The sequence below is a fragment of the Arthrospiribacter ruber genome, assembly GCF_019343195.1.
Taxonomy (GTDB): domain Bacteria; phylum Bacteroidota; class Bacteroidia; order Cytophagales; family Cyclobacteriaceae; genus Arthrospiribacter; species Arthrospiribacter ruber.
In genome coordinates this window covers 425,557-444,388 of sequence record NZ_RPHB01000001.1, presented here as the reverse complement: position 1 = coordinate 444,388, position 18,832 = coordinate 425,557, and the positions used below count along the sequence as shown (strand labels likewise).

Annotated in this window: 16 protein-coding genes; 5 read left to right on the top strand and 11 right to left on the bottom strand. The window is 40.4% G+C overall.

Going from position 1 to position 18,832, the window contains the following annotated elements; genetic code table 11:
* Window positions 1-250 precede the first annotated feature (250 nt).
* The 6 genes from EGN73_RS01700 to EGN73_RS01675 form a co-directional block, all read right to left on the bottom strand.
* Window positions 251-1,606: a M24 family metallopeptidase gene (locus tag EGN73_RS01700; RefSeq protein WP_219286479.1), complete on the bottom strand. Its 1,356-nt coding sequence runs from the start codon at window positions 1,604-1,606 to the stop codon at window positions 251-253.
* 12 nt (window positions 1,607-1,618) lie between these two features.
* Window positions 1,619-2,173: an acyl-CoA thioesterase gene (locus tag EGN73_RS01695; RefSeq protein WP_246611417.1), complete on the bottom strand. Its 555-nt coding sequence runs from the start codon at window positions 2,171-2,173 to the stop codon at window positions 1,619-1,621.
* A gap of 41 nt (window positions 2,174-2,214) precedes the next feature.
* Window positions 2,215-3,579: an MATE family efflux transporter gene (locus EGN73_RS01690; protein ID WP_219286477.1), complete on the bottom strand. Its 1,365-nt coding sequence runs from the start codon at window positions 3,577-3,579 to the stop codon at window positions 2,215-2,217.
* Window positions 3,580-3,614: 35 nt separating this feature from the next.
* Window positions 3,615-4,154: an NUDIX domain-containing protein gene (locus EGN73_RS01685; RefSeq protein ID WP_219286985.1), complete on the bottom strand. Its 540-nt coding sequence runs from the start codon at window positions 4,152-4,154 to the stop codon at window positions 3,615-3,617.
* A gap of 64 nt (window positions 4,155-4,218) precedes the next feature.
* On the bottom strand, window positions 4,219-4,701 hold the full coding sequence (locus tag EGN73_RS01680; protein ID WP_219286475.1) for an Lrp/AsnC family transcriptional regulator: 483 nt from the start codon (window positions 4,699-4,701) through the stop codon (window positions 4,219-4,221).
* 210 nt (window positions 4,702-4,911) lie between these two features.
* The gene (locus tag EGN73_RS01675; RefSeq protein ID WP_219286473.1) at window positions 4,912-6,105 is read right to left on the bottom strand and encodes a tol-pal system protein YbgF; all 1,194 of its coding nucleotides are present in this window, start codon (window positions 6,103-6,105) and stop codon (window positions 4,912-4,914) included.
* Between the two features lie 76 nt (window positions 6,106-6,181).
* Between EGN73_RS01675 and EGN73_RS01670 the strand changes: the two genes are divergently transcribed.
* Window positions 6,182-6,832: a sulfate ABC transporter permease gene (locus EGN73_RS01670; RefSeq protein ID WP_219286471.1), complete on the top strand. Its 651-nt coding sequence runs from the start codon at window positions 6,182-6,184 to the stop codon at window positions 6,830-6,832.
* Window positions 6,833-6,869: 37 nt separating this feature from the next.
* On the opposite strand, the gene EGN73_RS01665 is transcribed toward EGN73_RS01670, so the two are convergent.
* Window positions 6,870-7,253 carry a PRC-barrel domain-containing protein gene (locus EGN73_RS01665; protein WP_219286469.1) on the bottom strand — a complete coding sequence of 128 codons (384 nt, stop codon included), beginning with the start codon at window positions 7,251-7,253 and terminating at the stop codon, window positions 6,870-6,872.
* A 134-nt stretch (window positions 7,254-7,387) separates the two neighbouring features.
* Between EGN73_RS01665 and EGN73_RS01660 the strand changes: the two genes are divergently transcribed.
* Window positions 7,388-9,418, top strand: a complete 2,031-nt coding sequence (locus tag EGN73_RS01660; RefSeq protein WP_219286467.1) for a M3 family metallopeptidase — start codon at window positions 7,388-7,390, stop codon at window positions 9,416-9,418.
* Window positions 9,419-9,456: 38 nt separating this feature from the next.
* Here the strand turns inward: EGN73_RS01660 and EGN73_RS01655 are convergent, their stop codons facing one another.
* Entirely contained in the window at window positions 9,457-10,905 is a 1,449-nt protein-coding gene (locus EGN73_RS01655; RefSeq protein ID WP_219286465.1) for an amidohydrolase, read from the bottom strand.
* A 207-nt stretch (window positions 10,906-11,112) separates the two neighbouring features.
* Here EGN73_RS01655 and EGN73_RS01650 point away from each other — a divergent pair, with 207 nt between their 5' ends.
* A complete protein-coding gene (locus EGN73_RS01650) occupies window positions 11,113-11,289 on the top strand; it encodes a hypothetical protein (RefSeq protein WP_219286463.1) in 177 nt (58 codons plus the stop codon).
* Here EGN73_RS01650 and EGN73_RS01645 read toward each other — a convergent pair.
* The gene (locus EGN73_RS01645; protein WP_219286461.1) at window positions 11,282-12,274 is read right to left on the bottom strand and encodes a cation diffusion facilitator family transporter; all 993 of its coding nucleotides are present in this window, start codon (window positions 12,272-12,274) and stop codon (window positions 11,282-11,284) included. The two genes, EGN73_RS01650 and EGN73_RS01645, sit on opposite strands and share 8 nt — an antisense overlap.
* Window positions 12,275-12,409: 135 nt before the next feature.
* Here EGN73_RS01645 and EGN73_RS01640 point away from each other — a divergent pair, with 135 nt between their 5' ends.
* Window positions 12,410-13,483 carry an AI-2E family transporter gene (locus EGN73_RS01640; RefSeq protein WP_219286459.1) on the top strand — a complete coding sequence of 358 codons (1,074 nt, stop codon included), beginning with the start codon at window positions 12,410-12,412 and terminating at the stop codon, window positions 13,481-13,483.
* A complete protein-coding gene (locus EGN73_RS01635; protein WP_219286457.1) occupies window positions 13,480-14,421 on the top strand; it encodes a tetratricopeptide repeat protein in 942 nt (313 codons plus the stop codon). The genes EGN73_RS01640 and EGN73_RS01635 overlap by 4 nt, the downstream gene beginning before the upstream one ends.
* Here the strand turns inward: EGN73_RS01635 and EGN73_RS01630 are convergent.
* Entirely contained in the window at window positions 14,409-17,456 is a 3,048-nt protein-coding gene (locus tag EGN73_RS01630; RefSeq protein WP_219286455.1) for a PAS domain-containing hybrid sensor histidine kinase/response regulator, read from the bottom strand. The genes EGN73_RS01635 and EGN73_RS01630 overlap by 13 nt on opposite strands.
* Window positions 17,457-17,594: 138 nt before the next feature.
* Entirely contained in the window at window positions 17,595-18,818 is a 1,224-nt protein-coding gene (locus EGN73_RS01625; RefSeq protein WP_219286453.1) for a porin, read from the bottom strand.
* Window positions 18,819-18,832 lie beyond the last annotated feature (14 nt).

The following is an 18,832-nucleotide window of genomic DNA, read 5'->3' as shown; positions in this document are numbered from 1 at the left end:
GAGAATAAATGCTTTAAATTTTGATGAATATCCCGTTTGTCAAGTATTTTCTTTTTAAGCAGGTGCACGCTTATTCAATGATATAGCTTGATTTCCGTGCTCCTTAAAATTTCAAAATTCGAAATTTTAAGGCTAGTCTCAGGCATACCATCTTCTTCATTGGGCTCACTCGAAGTATAAGCATACATCTTCATTCGCCCGCTTTGAATCTGGCATACCTGAGACTTTTTCAGCAAGCCCTATCGTAAGATTACCAATTTTTAAGGTAAAATTGTGGCCTTGGAATTGGCAAGATTTCTTTTTGTCTTCCATTGAAGTAAGTTACGTTCTCTCCATCAAAAAACGCTCCTTCTTCCAGCATTACCCTTACTTCTTTGTTCCATTCTTTGACAAAGACCACGGCATTTAATTCAATGGCATAGGCTGTATTTGGATAAAGAGGATAATCCCCAGCACCCGGGGTATCTCCTTGATTGTCCCACATGCCTATAGTAGGCCCTGAAGCATGACCATGTGTGCCAAGGGGATGGGAATAAATGCTGCCATTTATTCCTTCCCTTTCCATGATTTTGCGGGTTTCCCTAAGAATCTCATTGCCAGTTCTACCTGTTTTGAACTGAGAGGTTAGGATATCCTGCAGCCTGTTCCCTACCTTAAAGGCGTCCACAAGATACTTGGGCACTTCATTTTCTCCGGGCTTAAGCACATAAGCGAGCTGTTGTGTATCTGTGTTTAATCTGAGGTAAGTAATACCGAAATCTATATGTAAAAGGTCTCCAGGCATGATCACTTGAGTATCGGGATTGACTGCAAATGACCTCAAATGCTCCTGTGAGCCCTCGTCAGATCGCTGAATGTCTACTGTTGGGTGAAACCAAGTGTCCAGTTTCAATTCTTTGATCCGTTCCCTATACCACCATTGCACATCTTCGGTAGTGGTCACTCCTGGAGTGATTACTGCCTCTGATAGGCCTTCTTGAATGATACTGTTCGCAATAGATTGTATATGGCGATAGGTGGCCATTTCCGAAGGAGTTCTTGTTTCTAACCAGCCAACAGCCAGCTTTTCAGCAGAAGTAATCCTGTCATGAAAATCACCTGGTAGCTGCTTCAAGAATGCATTGTATTCTGTAAGGTTTAGCCCATCTGCATGTCCATAACTATCGGAAATGTTCATGCCTATTTTTTGGGGATTTTTCTCCACGATCAAATCGACGAGTGCTTTCCATTGGTCTGGCTGACTTTCGGGATTCCATGCTTTTTTGAAGGCTTTTCCCACATCATATCTGGCTACGGCAAGGGTTTCTACTTTTTTAGAATCAGGAGCTTTGTACATGACCAGCATGGTCCGTCGTCTGGCAGCATGCCAAGTTCCAGGTAGGAATGTCCTGATGACCGGGTCTTCATTGTATTCTCTTGATATCAAAACCCACATATCCAAATCTGCACGGTCCATAAGCTCCGGCAAAAGATTGTCAATTCTTTCGTTAAGCCATTGATCTACTACAGTGGCCTGTTGTCTTTGGGTAAGCACATGGTGCTTTTGGGCTTCAGCTAACTGAAATATTCCCAAAAAGCAAAGTGCCAAGAGTACAGTTTTTCTCATAAAGTTTATAGTTTAGGATTGTATGATGCATCTTTCATTTTCGAGAAGCTTGGACATTTCTTCTTTCCCCCAGCCTTTCTTCATGGCTTCCATTTTTTCTACATGATCTTTCTTGAGCTTTTTTCTAAAAATAGCTTCTACAAATCTCCTCACATCGGTCTTGTTTTCTAAAATCAACTTAGGAACCTTCATTGGCTTATCATCTTCCCCTTTGGCCACCATCGTAAAGTAACAGGTATTGGTATGCGTGACACTTCCGGATTTCACATCCTCAGCGATCACTTTTATACCGATGACCATAGAACTGTTCCCCACATAATTTACCGATGCTTTCATGGAGACAAGATCACCCACGGCTACAGGTTGAAGAAAATCAACCGTATCTACTGAGACAGTCACACAGTATGCACCACTGTGTTTGCTTGCAGCAGCAAAGGCTACTTTATCCATCAATGAAAGCAGTATGCCTCCATGTATTTTCCCTCCAAAGTTTGCATAAGAAGGAATCATCAATTCTGTAAGGGTAGTCCTAGAAAAGTCTACTGTTTTGGCTTTCTCTTTTTCCATAATTCATTCGGAAAATAGGAAAGAATACCAGAATTAAAAAGTCAAGTTACAGGACTGAACCTGTTTTGTTGGCTTTGATGAAGTTTTTTACTTAGAAAATGGAACCTATACAGCAACAACGCTCCTGTCACGGTGAGTCCGGTCAGGAGACCTATCCAAATACCTACTTCATCCATGCCCATGGAAAACGCAAATACGTATCCCAATGGCAAACCAATCACCCAATAGGCAATCAGGGTCACAATAGTCGGTATCTTGACATCAGACATCCCCCTCAGTGCTCCCAGTCCCACCACCTGAATACCATCAGACAGTTGGAACAGTCCGGCAATGATCAACAAAGTAGCACTCATTTTGATCACTTCCATATCGTCAATGTATAGGGAAGGAAGAAATTCCCTGAATGCAATAAATATGACTGCAGAGACCGACATAAACATTGCCACCATTGCAAAAACAGTGAACCCTGCCTCTCTCAGACTTTGAATGTCTTTTCTGCCCAACTGATTCCCAACCCTGACCATTGCAGCAGATGATAGCCCCGAGGCCATCATGTAGCTGATCGAAGCAAGGTTGATGGCAATTTGATGGGCAGCAAGTGCATTGACTCCTATCCAGCCCATCATGATAGCTGCCGAACTGAACGCCCCTACCTCAAAAATAAACTGAAAGCCGGTAGGTACTCCTATTCTCAGCATTTTGGAAATCATAGGAAAACTTAAATGTTTGAAACCAAAGCTCAACTCAAAAGGCTTGTACCTTTTGGATTTCCAGACATAATAAGCGATAGCAAGGCCCATCAAAACCCTCGAAATCAAAGTAGCCCAACCCGCCCCATTTAACCCCATTGCAGGAAAACCCAGATTTCCATAAATCAAAACCCAGTTTAAAAACACGTTGAACCCGTTGCAGACCAATGTGATGTACATAGCCTGCTTGGTCTGGGAAAGGCCTTCGGCAAATTGCTTGAATGTCTGAAAAAACATAAACGGCAACAAGGAAAGTGTAATGATGGCAAGATATGGAACTGCCAATACCACTACTTCTTCGGGCTGATTGAGGTAATGGAGCATTGGAGAGAAAAATACGATAATCAGAAACAAAACAACACCCGTAAGCATATTGATAATGAATCCATGATTGAAGACCCTTGAAATCCTTTTGGGCTTTTTGTTTCCATCCGCCATTGCCACTAGAGGCGTAATGGCCATCGATACCCCAATACCAAACATGAGAACTACAAAGAAGATACTATTGGCCAAAGATGCTGCTGCCAGCGGTTCTGCACCAAGCCTGCCTACCATCATACTATCGGCAACCCCCACCAGTACCTGACCTAGCTGGCTCAACATTACCGGATAAGCCAGGTAAAAGGTTTTGGAAAAATTATCTTTAAAATTGAGCATTATGGAATCCGAATATCAAAATCAGTACAAAGATATCAGAGATTTTTGAGCCGGGCGACTTTCAATAGTCCTGCTATGGAAATTGAGTCGGTAATCTCTCCGTTCATTACTTTTTCTACAGCCTCTGATAATGGCAAGCGCAATATCTGCAGCTGCTCTGTTTCCTCAAACTCGGTTTCCCCTTGGGTCAACCCCTCTGCCAAAAACACAAAGCCTTCTTCATCGGTTACGGAATTTGAGGTGTGGATTTTCATGATATTGGTCCATTTCTCAGCAGACAGTCCGGTTTCTTCTTTCAATTCCCTCTGGGCAGATTCCAACACATCGGTACCCAAAGGCCCGCCTCCCATGGGAATTTCCCAAGAATACTCGTTGAGGGTGTACCTAAACTGACCTACGAGCCATGTATAACCTTCATCATCCAATGGAACAATGCCCAAAGCTTTATTTTTAAAGAATACTTTTCCATATATCCCGTCTTTTCCACTTGGGATAACAACTTGGTGTTCTTCAAGCCTGATCCAAGGATTGTCGTAGATTTCCTTTTTTGATTTGGTTTTCCAAGGGTTTTCCATAATGACAAACATAAAAAAAGGGTGACTTCAAAGCCACCCTAATGATTTTGAATATTTTTTTTGCTTATGCAGGGATAGGCAACACTTTGCTATCCTTGAAAGTGGAAAGAATTACCATTGACTGCATAGAGTCTACTTCCTTGATTTCAGAGACTTTCTCCAACATCAATTTTTGGTATGCGGTAATGTCCTTAGCTATTATTTTCAGGATAAAGTCTCCTGTACCTGTGATGTGGTGACATTCTATCACTTCAGGAATCTGATTGATTTCTTTCATGAAAGCGTCAATATTTCCTTTGTTGTGACCAATAAGGCTCACCAAAACGTATGTGCTTACCCCAAGACCGATTCTTTCAGGATCCAATTTGGCGTGGTAGCTCTTGATAATACCGGATTGCTCCAGCTTTTTAACTCGTTCCAAGGTAGGTGCAGGTGACAATCCTATATCTTTGGAAAGCTGAGCATTGGTGATTTTGGCGTTTGCCTGTAAGATTTCAAGAATCTTTCGGTCTATTTTATCGAATTTCACTCTTACGCTATTATCCATGTTTAAATGATTTTCAAAATTTTATGTTGTGCAAAGTTAATATTTTTTAAAATTGTTTTAAAACAATTACCCACAAAAAACGAGCGCCTTTACGAAATATTGTTATTTGAATGCTTGATTTTTGTCTCTGATACAGTGCAAAATTTCCAAGTAATTGAAAATTTTCAAATTATCTCCTGTATTTATATGACCACCTACGGAATATTTAGATTAAAGTTTATTCTTTTTGATATATTCTCTGGCTTCTTTATGTGCAGGATGCTTTCTTTTGGCGTATTTCTTCACCTGATTAAAATATTGCTTGGCAGCTTTTTTGTCTTTATCCTCATTGGCCATTTTGCCGAGCGCGATAAGGGAGTACAGGTAGTACCCACTTTCCTGACTTTCCGATTCCTCTCCATAAGAGAGCGTCTTTAGGTAATATTTTTTTGCCTCACTCCTATTGTTGGTCCTTTCGTGGAACTGGGCGATATAAAATGCTGCGTACCTGCCACTGTTGGACTCATAGCCTGTCCATTTGGCGTCTATCCTTCTGAGGATTTCTTCGGAAATCTCTTTTGCTTCAAGCATTCTCCCTACTGTGTACAGCTGCCTGGCATAAGATCTGTGGAAATAAGGATTATTTGGAAACTTTTCATTAAGATACTCAGTAATTGCCAAAGCTTTGTAGGGCTGTTTTTCTTCAGCTCCATAAAGCCTGAAAAGAAAATACTGTGCTTCCACTCTGGCATAGAAGGCATTTTGCGCCACATCCTCCAGCTGCTTTAGTCCCAGGTTTTTATCTCCTTTAGGAAAAAGAGCCACCACAGGCTTTAAAATCGGGTAATTTTCAGGAATCCAAACTGAGAAGTAGTTGAAAAGTGCATCACCCAAAAGCAGTTCCGGATTGAGTTCCTCTTCACCTTTGGATAGATTAAGGTATTTCAGTGCATTCTTTCCTGCAAATGTGGCTTTGGTCCAGCTCTTCCTTTCACTCAAAAGCCTACCCTGAAAACCATAAGCACCTGCCAGAAAAAAAGCAGCTTCTTTATTGTCCGGATCCTGATCCAATTGCTTTTTGGCTTTATCGATCACCACATCCATCTGCTTCAAAAAGCGTCCGTCGTATTTTTTATTTTCTATATCCGGTGCAATTTTCCACCAAGTACTCAATCCCAAGAGAAAATCCGGTAATGGGTGCTCCGGGTATTGATATTGCATTACTTTAAAACCTCTCTCCGCCTTTTCGAAGTCAAAATTGTAGAGTGCGTTTACGTTTTCCGTGATCCTGAATTGTAACCCTTTGTCCAAAAGCAAATAGGGAGAACTCTCAGCCAACATGGTATCGATTGGCGGCTCCTGTGCCTCAGTAGCAGAATTTAGACCTACCCAGAAAACAAATAAATAAAGAGGGAATTTCAACATAATAATTTCAATAGTGCCGTAAAATTATGTGGTAATCCAAACAATAGTTTAGATTTGGCAAGAATTATTTAAGATTATGCCAAAACTTCACAGCCCAATCTCACAACGTATAGATTCGATTTTAGATTTCGACAAAAGGGTATTTTTTTTGATTTTGGTGATTTTGTTTTTGATAACAAGGATAATTATCAATGATATCATTCTCCAATCCATTCCAGGATATGAGAAATTGGAGTCAGAAGGCTCTTTATCCTACTTCCATATTTTCAATACACTGAATTATATTTGGACTCCCTTCTCCCTTCTTTGGAAGTTCACTTTGACTGCCTTTGTCATTTGGACAGGTTCATTCACATTTGGGTTTAAAGTATCTTTCAAAAAAATATGGGTAATTGTCATGGTCGGAGAAATTATTTTCCTTATCCCGGAGCTTATTAAAATCCTGATGTTTATGAACCCACCAACTAATGTCAACTACCTTGAGGTTCAAAATTTTTACCCCCTATCCTTATTTCAAATTATAGACCCTGCTGAAATCGATCCGAAATTCTATTATCCACTTAAAGCAATCAACATTTTTGAGTTGATTTATATCGTCTTTCTCGTTTTAGGCTTCCACACAGTCAGCTTTAGAAGTGTAAAAGAATCAACCATTGTAATTATTTTTAGCTATGTTTTATTTTTCGTGCTTTGGCTAGTCTTTTACATCCTGGTGTATAAAGGATAAAAAAACCTCTCCTGAAGGAAAGGTTTTAATAATTAAATTACAATCTATGGCTCCTCATGGGCACCCCGTAGTATTTAAAAGCTGCGGCTATCACACCTGATTGAGGTGTCAAAGGCCAATCATCTTTGTCGAATCCCGGAGACTCTTCAAGCTTTTTCTTGTCCACATCTAAAGTAATTACTTCCTCGCCTGAACTATGAGCCCTGACGAAAGACAAAGCCTCCCAAGGCACTGCAAAGTACTTGCTTCCCATATTTAAAAAGCCTGTATTGACAGAAAGTACCGCATAAGCTACTTCACCAGTATCGGTATAAAGCATCACCTCTTTGATAGTCCCTACATTTTCATCCCTTAGATTTTTCACATCTGTCCCCACGACTGATGAAGATGACAACAAAATTGTTTCTTCTGGATTATTCATTTGTTTAGTGGTTTTGGTTTAGAATTTCATTTACTAGGAATATTTCAATCTTGGTGCCAATGCTCCTCTCAAAAAGACAAAACCATTACCTTTGCTTATAATAATATTTTAAAATTTCAAAAAACCGACTCTATATGAACCCACTCTTAGAACCATTTAACACCCCTTTTGACACACCTCCCTTTCATAGGATTAAAACAGAACATTTTCTGCCGGCAATCCATAAAGCCATAGAAATAGCCAAACAAGACATTGAAGCGATCAAAAACAATGCTTTGCCGACATTTGAAAACACCATTGTAGCTTTGGACAATGCCGGTGAAAAACTCAATGTCATTTCCTCGGCTTTCTTCAATCTCAACAGTGCCGAAACCAATGATGAAATCCAAAAATTAGCTCAGGAGATTTCTCCTTTGCTCACTGCCCATAGCAATGATGTGCTATTGGACGAGCAACTTTTTTCATTGATTGGGCAAGTTTATGCTCAAAAGGAAAATCTTTCCCTAAACGCAGAAGAAGCTACCTTGCTGGACAAAACTTACAAGGCATTTGTAAGAAACGGAGCAAAGTTGGACAGTGGGGAAAAAGGGCGATTGAGGGAAATAGATAAAACACTTTCAAAGCTCAGCCTTACATTCGGAGAGAATGTTTTGGCCGAAACCAATAAATACGAGCTTTTGGTAGAGGATGAAGGTAAGTTGGAAGGTCTTCCTGATGCTATAAAAGAGGCTGCTGCCCAAACAGCTGAAGAAAAGGGACATCCCGGCAAATATATATTCACTTTGGCTTTCCCCAGCTATATCCCATTTATGACTTACGCTAAAGACCGGGATCTCAGAAAGGAGTTGTTTATGGCCTACAACACCAGAGCATCCAAAGGCGATGAACTTGACAATAAGGAAAATATCAGAAAAATACTTGAACTAAAGCATGAAAGGGCAAACCTATTGGGCTATAAAAGCCATGCAGATTTTGTATTGGAAGAAAGGATGGCAAAAAGTGCCGGTACTGTAAAGGAATTTCTGGAAGACCTGCTTGTAAAAGCAAAGCCTAAAGCGGAACAGGAAATAGAAGAACTTACCCAGTTTGCGAGAAAAACAGATGGCTTAAAAAAGCTGGAAAAATGGGACTTTGCCTATTATGCTGAAAAACTAAAAAAAGAAAAATTTTCCATCGACGATGAACTTCTTCGTCCCTATTTCAAACTTGAAAATGTGGTGAAAGGGGTTTTCGATACAGCAGAGAGGCTTTTTGGCATCAAGTTCAAAGAGAACAATGATATCCCAAAATACCACTCCGATGTGACTGCATACGAGGTTTTGGATGAAAATGGAGAGCATTTGGCAGTATTCTATGCAGACTTTTTCCCAAGGGCAGGCAAGAGAAATGGCGCCTGGATGACCAGCTACAGAGGTCAAAAATCAGTAAATGGAAATGAGATACGCCCCCATGTTTCCATTGTCTGCAATTTCACAAAGCCTACAAAAACGAAACCTTCTCTTTTGACCTTCAATGAGGTGACAACCCTATTCCATGAATTTGGACATGCGCTACATGGAATGCTTGCCAAAGGTCATTATGAATCCCTTACAGGAACCAGCGTTTTTTGGGATTTTGTCGAGTTGCCATCACAGATATTTGAAAACTGGTGCTATGAAAAAGAATGTTTGGATCTTTTTGCAAGGCATTATGAAACCGGAGAAAAAATCCCTGCTTCACTGGTAGAGAAAATCAAAGAAGCCTCCAATTTTCATCAAGGTTATCAGACCGTACGGCAAATCAGCTTTGGCCTACTGGACATGGCCTATCATGGAAGCGATCCAAAGGAAATCAAAGACATTCCTCAATTTGAGAAAGAAGTCATGAAAAAAACTGACTTGCTTCCACCGGTGTCGGAAACGCTGATGAGCACTTCCTTTTCACATATTTTCCAAGGTGGATATGCAGCTGGATATTATAGCTACAAATGGGCAGAAGTGTTGGATGCAGATGCTTTTGAATTGTTTTTGGAAAAAGGAGTATTTGATAAAGAGACGGCTGCATCTTTTCAAAAAAATGTTTTGTCAGCAGGAGGTACAGAGCATCCATCTGTCCTCTACAAAAGATTCCGCGGAAGAGAACCAAAGCCTGACGCCTTGCTCAAAAGAGCTGGTCTTCTGGCATAAAACAAAAACGCCTCTGAGATTTTCAGAGGCGTTTTTCATTATTTCACTTTGTTCTGTGCCTTCCTAAAGTCCAATGGAGGAGCGATGTCCCCTATCAAAGACTCGTAGACATATCCGTCAAGCCTTTCATCAAACTCCTTTTTAGCTTCCTTGATCAAAAGAGGATTCAAAATCAGGTCTTTTCCCGTAAGTGCCATGGTTTTGGCCGCTACCATCATGCCTTTATATCCTATACTCATGCCATCGGCAGCTGTAGCCTGCCATGAATGCGCAGCAGTACCAGGCACCCAGGTAGCAGTTCCCAATCCTACTGTTGGAGTCACATAACTCACATCGCCTACATCTGTAGAAGCCGGAAAATGAGTCAATTTATATGGCTGCACTTCTTTGGCCATTGTCAAGGGCGGAACCCGGGGCATGTTAAGCGTTTCTTGAATCTTTTTAGCAAAATCCAATTCCTCTTCATCATACTCCACTCCCCCTACGGCAGTAAGGTTTTTATGCATAGTTTTGGCTAAAGTTTCATTGGGCAATAATCCGTAGATCCCAGATACCAGCTCCACTTCCACATCAGTCCCGGTGCCCATAGCGGCACCTTCAGCTGCTTTGATCACCCTCTGCCAGATTTCCTTTACCTCTTTGACATCAGGATGCCTCACCATGTACTCTACCACAGCATAGTCAGGAACCACATTGGCAGCCATACCTCCATTTACTATCACATAATGGATCCTGCTCTCCTGATCTACATGCTCACGCATCATATTGACCATCATATTCATGGCCTCCACTCCATCCAAAGCAGATCTGCCGCGCTCGGGAGAACCTGCTGCATGGGCTGACTGACCTCTGAATTTAAAATAGCCCTGCATCACAGCGGTACAGGTGGAAGCATTGGCAGCATTCCTGTCGGATGGATGCCAGTTGATAACAGCGTCCACCCCTTCAAAAAGACCGTCTCTCACCATAAATGCTTTCCCTGCTCCCCCTTCTTCTGCCGGGGTACCAAAGATTTTTATAGTAGCCTGAATGTTGTTTTGATCAATCCAATCTTTCAAAGCTACACCAGAAGCCACTGCTGCGGTTCCAAACAGATTGTGTCCACATCCATGGCCATTACCTCCTTCTACTAATTCCATTCTGAAAGGAACAGCATCTTGCGACAATCCAGGTAAGGCATCATATTCAGCGAGAAAGCCAATCACAGGACCACCTTTATCATAAGTAGCAACAAAAGACGTAGGCAGACCTGCCACAGCTGTTTCTACATTAAAACCAGCGGATTTCAGCTCATCGATAAGAATCTGGGAAGAAGTAAATTCCAGATATCCCAACTCGGGGTTTTCCCAAATTTCGCGGGCTATTTTGGAATACTTTTCAGTATTGGAATCCAACTGCCGGACAATGAAGGATTCATGATTGGGCTCCTGGGCAAAAGCCGTCAGGCAAATCCCAAAAGACATTAATAGTAAGAAGAAATTTTTCATATTGAATAAGCGGATAGTTTGTCAGTTAATGATTTCTAAAAATAAGTGAAGGAAAATTCAAAATGAAATAGAATAATCAATTGTAAAGACCGTTAAAAGAAAAAAGGATATGTTTTTACATATCCCTTTTTAATTCTTTAATCCATTTGAAAAGCATTAGCTGTTATAAACAACTTTGCACTCGCTTGGGATCCATGTCAGATCACAATGAGAAACCCAACAAGGATCAACCACACTACTGACGAAACCGCCAGTAAAATCCGGAAATTTTTGTCCTCGTTCATAGCTGTTTTTTTGTTGAATATACAAACTATTCTGTTTGGATTCAATTTATTGGGAGAAAATTTTGTATATCACCTGCATACCAAAGATGCAGTCAGCTAATCAAGTCATGGTAATGCTTTTGATTTTTGGACATGTTCACGGCAGTCCATTCAATTTTTGTTTTCATAGGGTACTTTCTTACCCCACAGTCTTTAATCTGACAATAGTGACAGCATTTTTCAGGAATACATGGATCAGAATGGACAAAAACCTCCATCACACCTGGCCAGTTATTCTCGAGTACAGATTCCAGTTTTTCGACTTCATCGTGCACCTCCTGAAGGTTGAGGTAATAAGGAAGGGTCAAATGAAGGTCTATGTGCCTGTCTCCCCCATACTGTTGCACACGCATATTGTGAATATCAATCCAGTTGGACCTCCGGTTTTCATTGATCAAAGTGACAGTAGAGGTCACAGCAATAGGGTCAGCTTCATCCATCAGTCCTGCCACAGATCGTCGTACCAGTCCATAGCCAGCATAAATGATATAAAAAGAAAACAAGATGGCAATTACTGAATCCAAAAACTCATAATCTGTCAGGTAAATCACTCCAACACCTAATACCAGCAGCAAGCTGGTCATAGTATCTGTCAAAAGGTGCTTTCCGCTGGCTTCCAAAGTGAGGCTGTTCAGTTGTTTTCCCTTTTTCTGCAACATCATGCCAAGCACTCCATTTCCAAGTCCTGATAGGGTTACAAGCAGAATTCCTTCGAAGAGATTTTCTAGGTCATGCGGGAAAAAGAAATTGTAAACTGACTGATAAATGATGAATAGACCTGCCAAAATGATCAAGGTTCCCTCTACTCCTGCACTGAAAAACTCGATTTTCCCATGTCCATAAGGGTGGTTATCATCTCTAGGTCTCGAACTCAGGTAGATACTGAAAGAAGCAAAAGCAGCCGCGACTACATTGACTATACTTTCCAAAGCATCTGTCAAAATTGCCGTAGAGTTGGTGATATAAAATGAGTAAAACTTAATAATCAGCAATAGGATACTGAATATGAAGGAAAACCTGATCCAATTCGCTTTTTCTCTTTCCACTTCTTTGATTTAAAGACCCAAAAATAGAATTAATTTAATAGAAAGTTTTTGATTCCTGATATTTTCGGGATTTAACCAATATCTTACCTTTGAATCGAAGCTTTCTGCTTATTCAAATACTTAATTTTTATCAGAATGGAACAAAAGAAAATTATCCTCCCAAATGTTGTCAAAATACTAGTAGTGCTTCTCATTATCATTTCAATTGTATTTATTATGATAATTGGGAGAAACCTGTTGATCCCCCTTTTACTGGCAGGTTATATTGCAGCACTGCTTACTCCCCTGAGTGATTGGCTGGAGCGGTTTAAGTTTTCCAGGACTTTAAGTTCTGTAGTGGCATTATTGACTGGCCTGATTGGAATCTTGGGTTTATTGGCCTTTATCGGTTTTCAGGTGGCCAGCTTTACCAGAGATTTGGACAATGTAGGAGATAAGTTAAACACATACCTTCAGGACATCGAAGATTTTTTGTCAGATAAACTTCAGATCGAGACTGGAATTGGAGAAGGAATCGATAAAGACTCCATAATTGAATTGTTGGAAACAAATTCGGGGAGTGTGGCAGATGTCATTTTTAGCACTTTGGGTTCTGTGACATCTTTTTTGCTTATGACTGTATTCATTTTCTTTTTTCTACTTTTTAGGTCCCATCTCACTAAGTTCGTAGCCATGCTTTTCAAAAAACATGATCCTGAAAATGTAAAAGAAAAAATCCGGGGCCTAAAGAGGGTAGTTCAAAAATACATCATCGGAGTCTTCAAAGTTATGGCTATTCTAGCAGTGGTCAACACCGCCATTTTATTTGGACTGGGTATCAAGCATGCCGTATTTTTTGGGGTTCTTGCAGGAATTCTTAATATCATTCCTTTTCTTGGCCCTTTTTTAGGTGCCATTTTACCCACTATATTTGCATTTCTCACCAAAGACAGCCTGTGGTACCCTTTTGGCGTAGTCATCTCTTTCCAAATTGTACAGATCATTGAGAGTAATTTTCTTACACCAAAAATTGTTGGCTCTAATGTCAACCTCAATGCCTTCATTACATTTCTGGGATTGATGGTAGGTTCGGCCATCTGGGGCATAGCTGGAATGGTGGTGATCATTCCTACATTGGCCTTACTGAGGGAAATTTTCTCTTTGGATGAATCAACAAAGCCATTTGCGTTGTTGTTTGGTGAAGAAGAATCTGAAAAAACGAAAACATGAAGCACCCTACTCATTTAGTCTCATTAATATTGATTTCCGCAGCTTTGTCCTTTTCTGCATGCGATACTAATGAGGATAAAAAAGGAAGGTTTTTACTAAAAGGTAATGAAAAGCTCAAAGACAATGATACGCGGTCTGCTCTTGACTTTTATTCAGAAGCGCTTAAAATAGATCCGGATTATAAAGATGCCCTCATCAACAGAGGAATCGTCTATCAACGACTTTCCAGATTGGATGAAGCCATCAAGGATTATTCTCATGTGCTCAACCAATCCCCTGAAGACAGTCTTGCTTTGTTTCAAAGAGGTTTGGCTTATCTGGACAATGGGGAGAATTACAAATCCCTTGCTGATTCCGAAAAACTGTTGCAGGTTTCTACTTCCAATTGGCAGGGGCATTTTTTGCATGGGCTTGCACTAGAACAGCTCAGAAGGCACAATGAGGCCCTTGAAGCATTTGAGAATGGCCTAGCACTAGCTCCAAACAACCCGGATCTCTTGGTCAATAAGGCTACGCTTCATTTCTACCAAAAAGAATTTGACCAAGCAATACAGGTATTGGAAAAAGCAGAGGAAATCAATCCCTCTGAATCCAATATTTTCAATTTGAGATCGATGATAGCCTTTGAAAAACAGAATTACCAAGAAGCCTTGGATTGGGTAGAGAAAGCAATTCAGATCAACCCAAGGCAGGCTTACTTCCACAATAACCGTGGACTTTACAAGCTTTACTTAGGCAATCTGGATGAAGGGCTCGAAGATATCAATTACAGTATTAGACAAAACCCCAAAAACCTTTATGCCCTGCGCAACAAAGGCTATTATTATATCCTCAAATCTGAGAAAGATCTCGCTCTCAGGTATCTGGGAGAGGTGTACCAAAAAGACCCGGACATGGAATTGTTGAACGATTACCTCAGAGAAGCTCAGGCACTCTGACTTAATATGTGAAGGACTTCCTTGATCCTTTTCAAAAGTTCAGCAGCATCAATAGGTTTGGCGACAAATCCGGCAAACCCGGTCTGATCTATTTTCTCCATGACTTCGACTTTATCAGCAGCAGAAAGTGCTAAAATAGGAACATTTGAAAATTCTTTTATCTTTTCAGTTGCTTCAAAACCATTCATAACCGGCATTTGTATATCCATGAGAATGCAGTCAAATTCTCCCTGCTGCATCGCTTCTACTGCCAATTTCCCGTTACTTACCCTTTCGAATTGGATTCCCCATTTTTTGATGATTTTCCCCAAGACCAAGGCATTGACATCGTTGTCTTCTACCATCAAAAGCTTCACTTCATTCAACGTACTCGGTCCTTTAGCCTGTACTTTTGACTCGTGAATGGGAACCTGGAGTTTTGGCAAGTTTGGTAAGGTCCCATTCAAATCCTCCTTTTGTTCTGACTTGGGCAGATCCTTTTCAAGCTGCTGAATGTAGACTTTTTCAAATTCTATCTCAAAAAAGAAAGTGGAACCTACATTCAATTCGGAATGTAGGTCAATCTTACTGTTCATTAGATCCAAGAGCTTTTTGGTAATAGAAAGGCCTAAACCAGTGCCTCCGTATTTTTTGCTGAAAGAATGCTGAATCTGATCAAATTCATTGAAGATTCTGGCCTTATGTTCGTCCGCAATCCCTATCCCGTTGTCCCTCACTTCAAAGTAAACCCTTACTTTGGAATCCGTCTGGGATTTAAGCTCAAGCATAACATCCACATTTCCGTTTTTGGTAAACTTAAGCGCATTCGAAATCAAATTATTCAATACTTGGGCAATCCTGACTTTATCACCTTTGATTTCAAAATCCAGGTTATTATTGAATTTAAGCTGAAGCTGATTACCACTATCTTTAGCATGAAATTGCAATCCTTCCACCACTCTCTTCACTACAGATTCCAAATTGATCGGACTGTTTTCTAAGGTGAGTTTACCAGCTTCAATCTTTTGGAAGTCAAGCAGGTCATTGATCATAGTGATCAGGTTCTCTACAGCAAAATTAATTGTATTGAAAGCAGATTTCTGTACAGGGGTATGATCATCCTGAAGCAAGGAATAGATTGAACCCGATATGGCATTGAGAGGAGTTCTAAGTTCATGGCTGATAATGGACAGGAACTCGGATTTGACCTGACTGGCCTTCATGGCATCTTCACGTGCACTCCTGAGCTTGTCTTCAAACATCTTCTGATCAGTGATATCAGTAAGGTAACCATACCAGACCACGTCTCCATTCTCGAGGGCTTCAGGTTTTGCAGCCCCTTGAACCCATTTGAAATCATCTGTACTGGGATCTTTTATCCTGAATTTGCAAATCCAAGTACTGAGTTTTCTGGCAGATGAGACAGTGGAGGTAAGTACCTGTGCAATATCTTCCGGATGAACTTTGGAAATAGCTTTTCCTACATCATTGAAATCCGCCATTTCGTCTTCATTCAGGTCCAGTAGATTTTTAATCCCCGGACTCAAATATGAAAATTTCATTTCGCCATCCTTATCCAATATAAATTGGTACAAAGCGCCAGGTATATGTTCTGTCAGGTGATGTAAGAAATCAGCGGGTCCAGATGATGATGGCAAAGCCGGCAACTCCCTTTCACTGATTGCCCTGTAAATCGAAACAATAAAAGTATTTCCCTGAACCTGTATAAATTTAGCATTTACTTCTACATCAAACTCTTTAGCAGCAGAATTGAGAACAGTACTTTGATATAGCTTGTTACCAGAGGAGGTCAACTGCTCCACATGGGTATCCCATACTTCTTTTGCATTTAGAATCGGTTCAAACCTGCCGATTTTATTGGGAAATGCTATCTGATCATCGGGGGCAAACTGTGTCCTGGATGCCTGATTGGAATAAATGATATTGCCAGAAAGGTCTGAAATGATCATCGGGTCCGGACTGAGGTAAAAAAGTTCCCTGTAGACATCTAGCTTGTTTTGTTCCTCAAAACTCTTGGTAATGTCTTGCATTGTACCAAAAAGTCTAGTTTGATTAGTAGCGGTCTTTTGACATTGCCCTACCAACTTCACCCATTTTGAGTTTTCTTCCCTTGCAGGCACTTCCAAAACAAGATTGACCTGTTTACCTGTCGCCATCATTTCAGAAAGTGCTTCTTTGAGAATTGGCCTGTCTGAATCCTGAAAAATATTGATTGTTTCTTCAAGGGTAAGATCACCGGTTTGATTTACACCCAACAATTTTTTGAGTGGTTCGGTGAAAAAAACTGTATTAGCTTGAGGAGATATTTCAAAAAAACCTATCTCGGCAATTTCCTCACCCAAAGCATAGAGCTCATTTAGATTTTCCCTTTCCAAGATCTCAGATTTCATTTCAGTAATATCCCTGCCCATGGCATAAAACTTACCTACAATAAAATGTACCTGAAATTCAAACCATCGATACTCCCCTCCTTTGGTCAATAACCTGGCAACAAATTGACTGTTTTTTCTTTCTTGCCTGATATCAAAAGTAAGGGAACGCACATGTTCAAGGTCATCAGGATGAAAATAACTACATAGCTCAATATTAACCACTTCCTCCGGTGAATATCCAAGCATAGGTTTTACAGAATTACTTACCCAAGTAAGGTATGTTTCCTGCCCTATTCCTATCAGGTCTACTGTGTTCCTGAAAAAATATTGGGAATCCTTTTTAGTCGGCAATCCCTGCCCCCTCATCTCCTTGCCTTTGTAAAAAAGAAAATAATTGGAGGCATTTTCTTGGGGAAGTTCTAAGAAAAAAGTGTATTCTACTCCCATAAAATTCAAAATCAACTCTTCATTAAAAATATAAGAGTTGATATCAAGCCCTAATCCAACCAAGCTCTTCTCTTCCAAAAACTGACCGATTAGATTTTCAAATGCCTGATTGCTGTAGAAAATATTGTAGGGATAAGTATCATCCGCCAAAAAAACCATTTCACTGGACTCGTAAATGATCTTTTTAAAAGTACTGTTAATACCTCTCTCTTTCATGGAAGGCAGTTTATAATTTTACAATTGATGAAATTGGTAAAGGGTGACTCAAAATCAATGATGCGTAAACATACAGTAATTTGTTTTTTATAGCAAATTTTTTGCTGTTAAAATTATCATTTTTGTTTTTGGTCATATTTAGATTCCGAATTCAACCTGAAACATACCTGTCCATGAATTACCGGTATTTTCAAATTTTGCCAAACCTTCAAGCCATTTGTAGCCTACATTTCCTTGTATTTTGATTCTATGCCCATTGATATAATGGGTAAATCCTACCAAAGCTTCATCTACTCTTTGCTGAAATAATGTAATGCTCTCCTCAGGAGTTACTTTAGCATACCTGAATGCAAGTTCGTTTTTCCTATCCAACATCTTACTGATTTGGGTATTCAGTCCCCAGCCCACCAAAACATACCTGACATCTCCCTGTTCGTTGGAGGTGATAGGATCTGGTGAATTGCGGTGAAGGTATTCACCCATAACTGACCAGCCCAGATGCTTGTACACTCCGTCTACTATAAAGCTATTCATATTTCTGGCAGCAAACAACTCTTGGCCTAATTGACCTCCTGTACGGGTTGCCTTTTGATTTTCTGAATAGGTTATCCCGATTGCCAACTTAGGTCTGGGCTCAAACTCCAAGTCCCCTTCGGTATAATCCCCATTGTTTGCAAATCTTCCAAAAGGCAAAAACTCGATTCTACCTGTGTATGCCAGCCCATCGTTGATCGCAGACGCATTTCTTCCATCTCCGGTGGACACCACTCCTTTGAGTTGCAGAATGGATTGATTTTTCATCGGAATCGTTTTATAGAGAAAAATTCCAAAATCCCTGTCCAGAGTGAAAATCGCATTGGCCGTAGACCTATCTGCAAATTGAAGGTTACCTGAACTGATAACCCGCTGTCTGTTTCCCGGGAGTTTGGATTGACCAAAGCCAACATAAAAGTTTTCATTGACAAAATAATACAAGATCGCATCCCTGATCGGCTGTGCAATCACAGATGTTTCCAGATCCAGGTCTGCTTTAGAAAATGCCAATTGGATATAATATTGGAGTTTTGGATTCCCCACAAAGCCATCAAACCGTAAACGCAGCCTCCTAACCCTCATTTCGTACTCACTGACCTCAAAGGCGTCCCCTTCGAGGGTATTAAACCCAGCCCTGTTCTGCATCCTGAATCTCAGGTTCATCAAAAACAGTGAGTCTTTAGAAAAACTTATCCCTTCGCTTTCCCCCACATTCAACAAGGCCCTTTCATCTGATTCTACAGTCTGACCATTGCTGAAATTCCATAAAATTGTCAAAAAAAAGAAAAACCCTGTTCTAAAGAAAATTACCAATCCTTTGGACCTCATAAAGCCTGTTATGT

What these genes read in the sequence shown, in the direction of transcription:
- EGN73_RS01685 (WP_219286985.1), bottom strand. Translation starts at nt 4,154, where the DNA reads ATGGAAAACCCTTGGAAAACCAAATCAAAAAAGGAAATCTACGACAAT.
- EGN73_RS01700 (WP_219286479.1), bottom strand. Translation starts at nt 1,606, where the DNA reads ATGAGAAAAACTGTACTCTTGGCACTTTGCTTTTTGGGAATATTTCAG.
- EGN73_RS01665 (WP_219286469.1), bottom strand. Translation starts at nt 7,253, where the DNA reads ATGAATAATCCAGAAGAAACAATTTTGTTGTCATCTTCATCAGTCGTG.
- EGN73_RS01660 (WP_219286467.1), top strand. Translation starts at nt 7,388, where the DNA reads ATGAACCCACTCTTAGAACCATTTAACACCCCTTTTGACACACCTCCC.
- EGN73_RS01625 (WP_219286453.1), bottom strand. Translation starts at nt 18,818, where the DNA reads ATGAGGTCCAAAGGATTGGTAATTTTCTTTAGAACAGGGTTTTTCTTT.
- EGN73_RS01630 (WP_219286455.1), bottom strand. Translation starts at nt 17,456, where the DNA reads ATGAAAGAGAGAGGTATTAACAGTACTTTTAAAAAGATCATTTACGAG.
- EGN73_RS01675 (WP_219286473.1), bottom strand. Translation starts at nt 6,105, where the DNA reads ATGTTGAAATTCCCTCTTTATTTATTTGTTTTCTGGGTAGGTCTAAAT.
- EGN73_RS01655 (WP_219286465.1), bottom strand. Translation starts at nt 10,905, where the DNA reads ATGAAAAATTTCTTCTTACTATTAATGTCTTTTGGGATTTGCCTGACG.
- EGN73_RS01670 (WP_219286471.1), top strand. Translation starts at nt 6,182, where the DNA reads ATGCCAAAACTTCACAGCCCAATCTCACAACGTATAGATTCGATTTTA.
- EGN73_RS01690 (WP_219286477.1), bottom strand. Translation starts at nt 3,579, where the DNA reads ATGCTCAATTTTAAAGATAATTTTTCCAAAACCTTTTACCTGGCTTAT.
- EGN73_RS01635 (WP_219286457.1), top strand. Translation starts at nt 13,480, where the DNA reads ATGAAGCACCCTACTCATTTAGTCTCATTAATATTGATTTCCGCAGCT.
- EGN73_RS01640 (WP_219286459.1), top strand. Translation starts at nt 12,410, where the DNA reads ATGGAACAAAAGAAAATTATCCTCCCAAATGTTGTCAAAATACTAGTA.
- EGN73_RS01695 (WP_246611417.1), bottom strand. Translation starts at nt 2,173, where the DNA reads ATGGAAAAAGAGAAAGCCAAAACAGTAGACTTTTCTAGGACTACCCTT.
- EGN73_RS01680 (WP_219286475.1), bottom strand. Translation starts at nt 4,701, where the DNA reads ATGGATAATAGCGTAAGAGTGAAATTCGATAAAATAGACCGAAAGATT.
- EGN73_RS01650 (WP_219286463.1), top strand. Translation starts at nt 11,113, where the DNA reads ATGAGAAACCCAACAAGGATCAACCACACTACTGACGAAACCGCCAGT.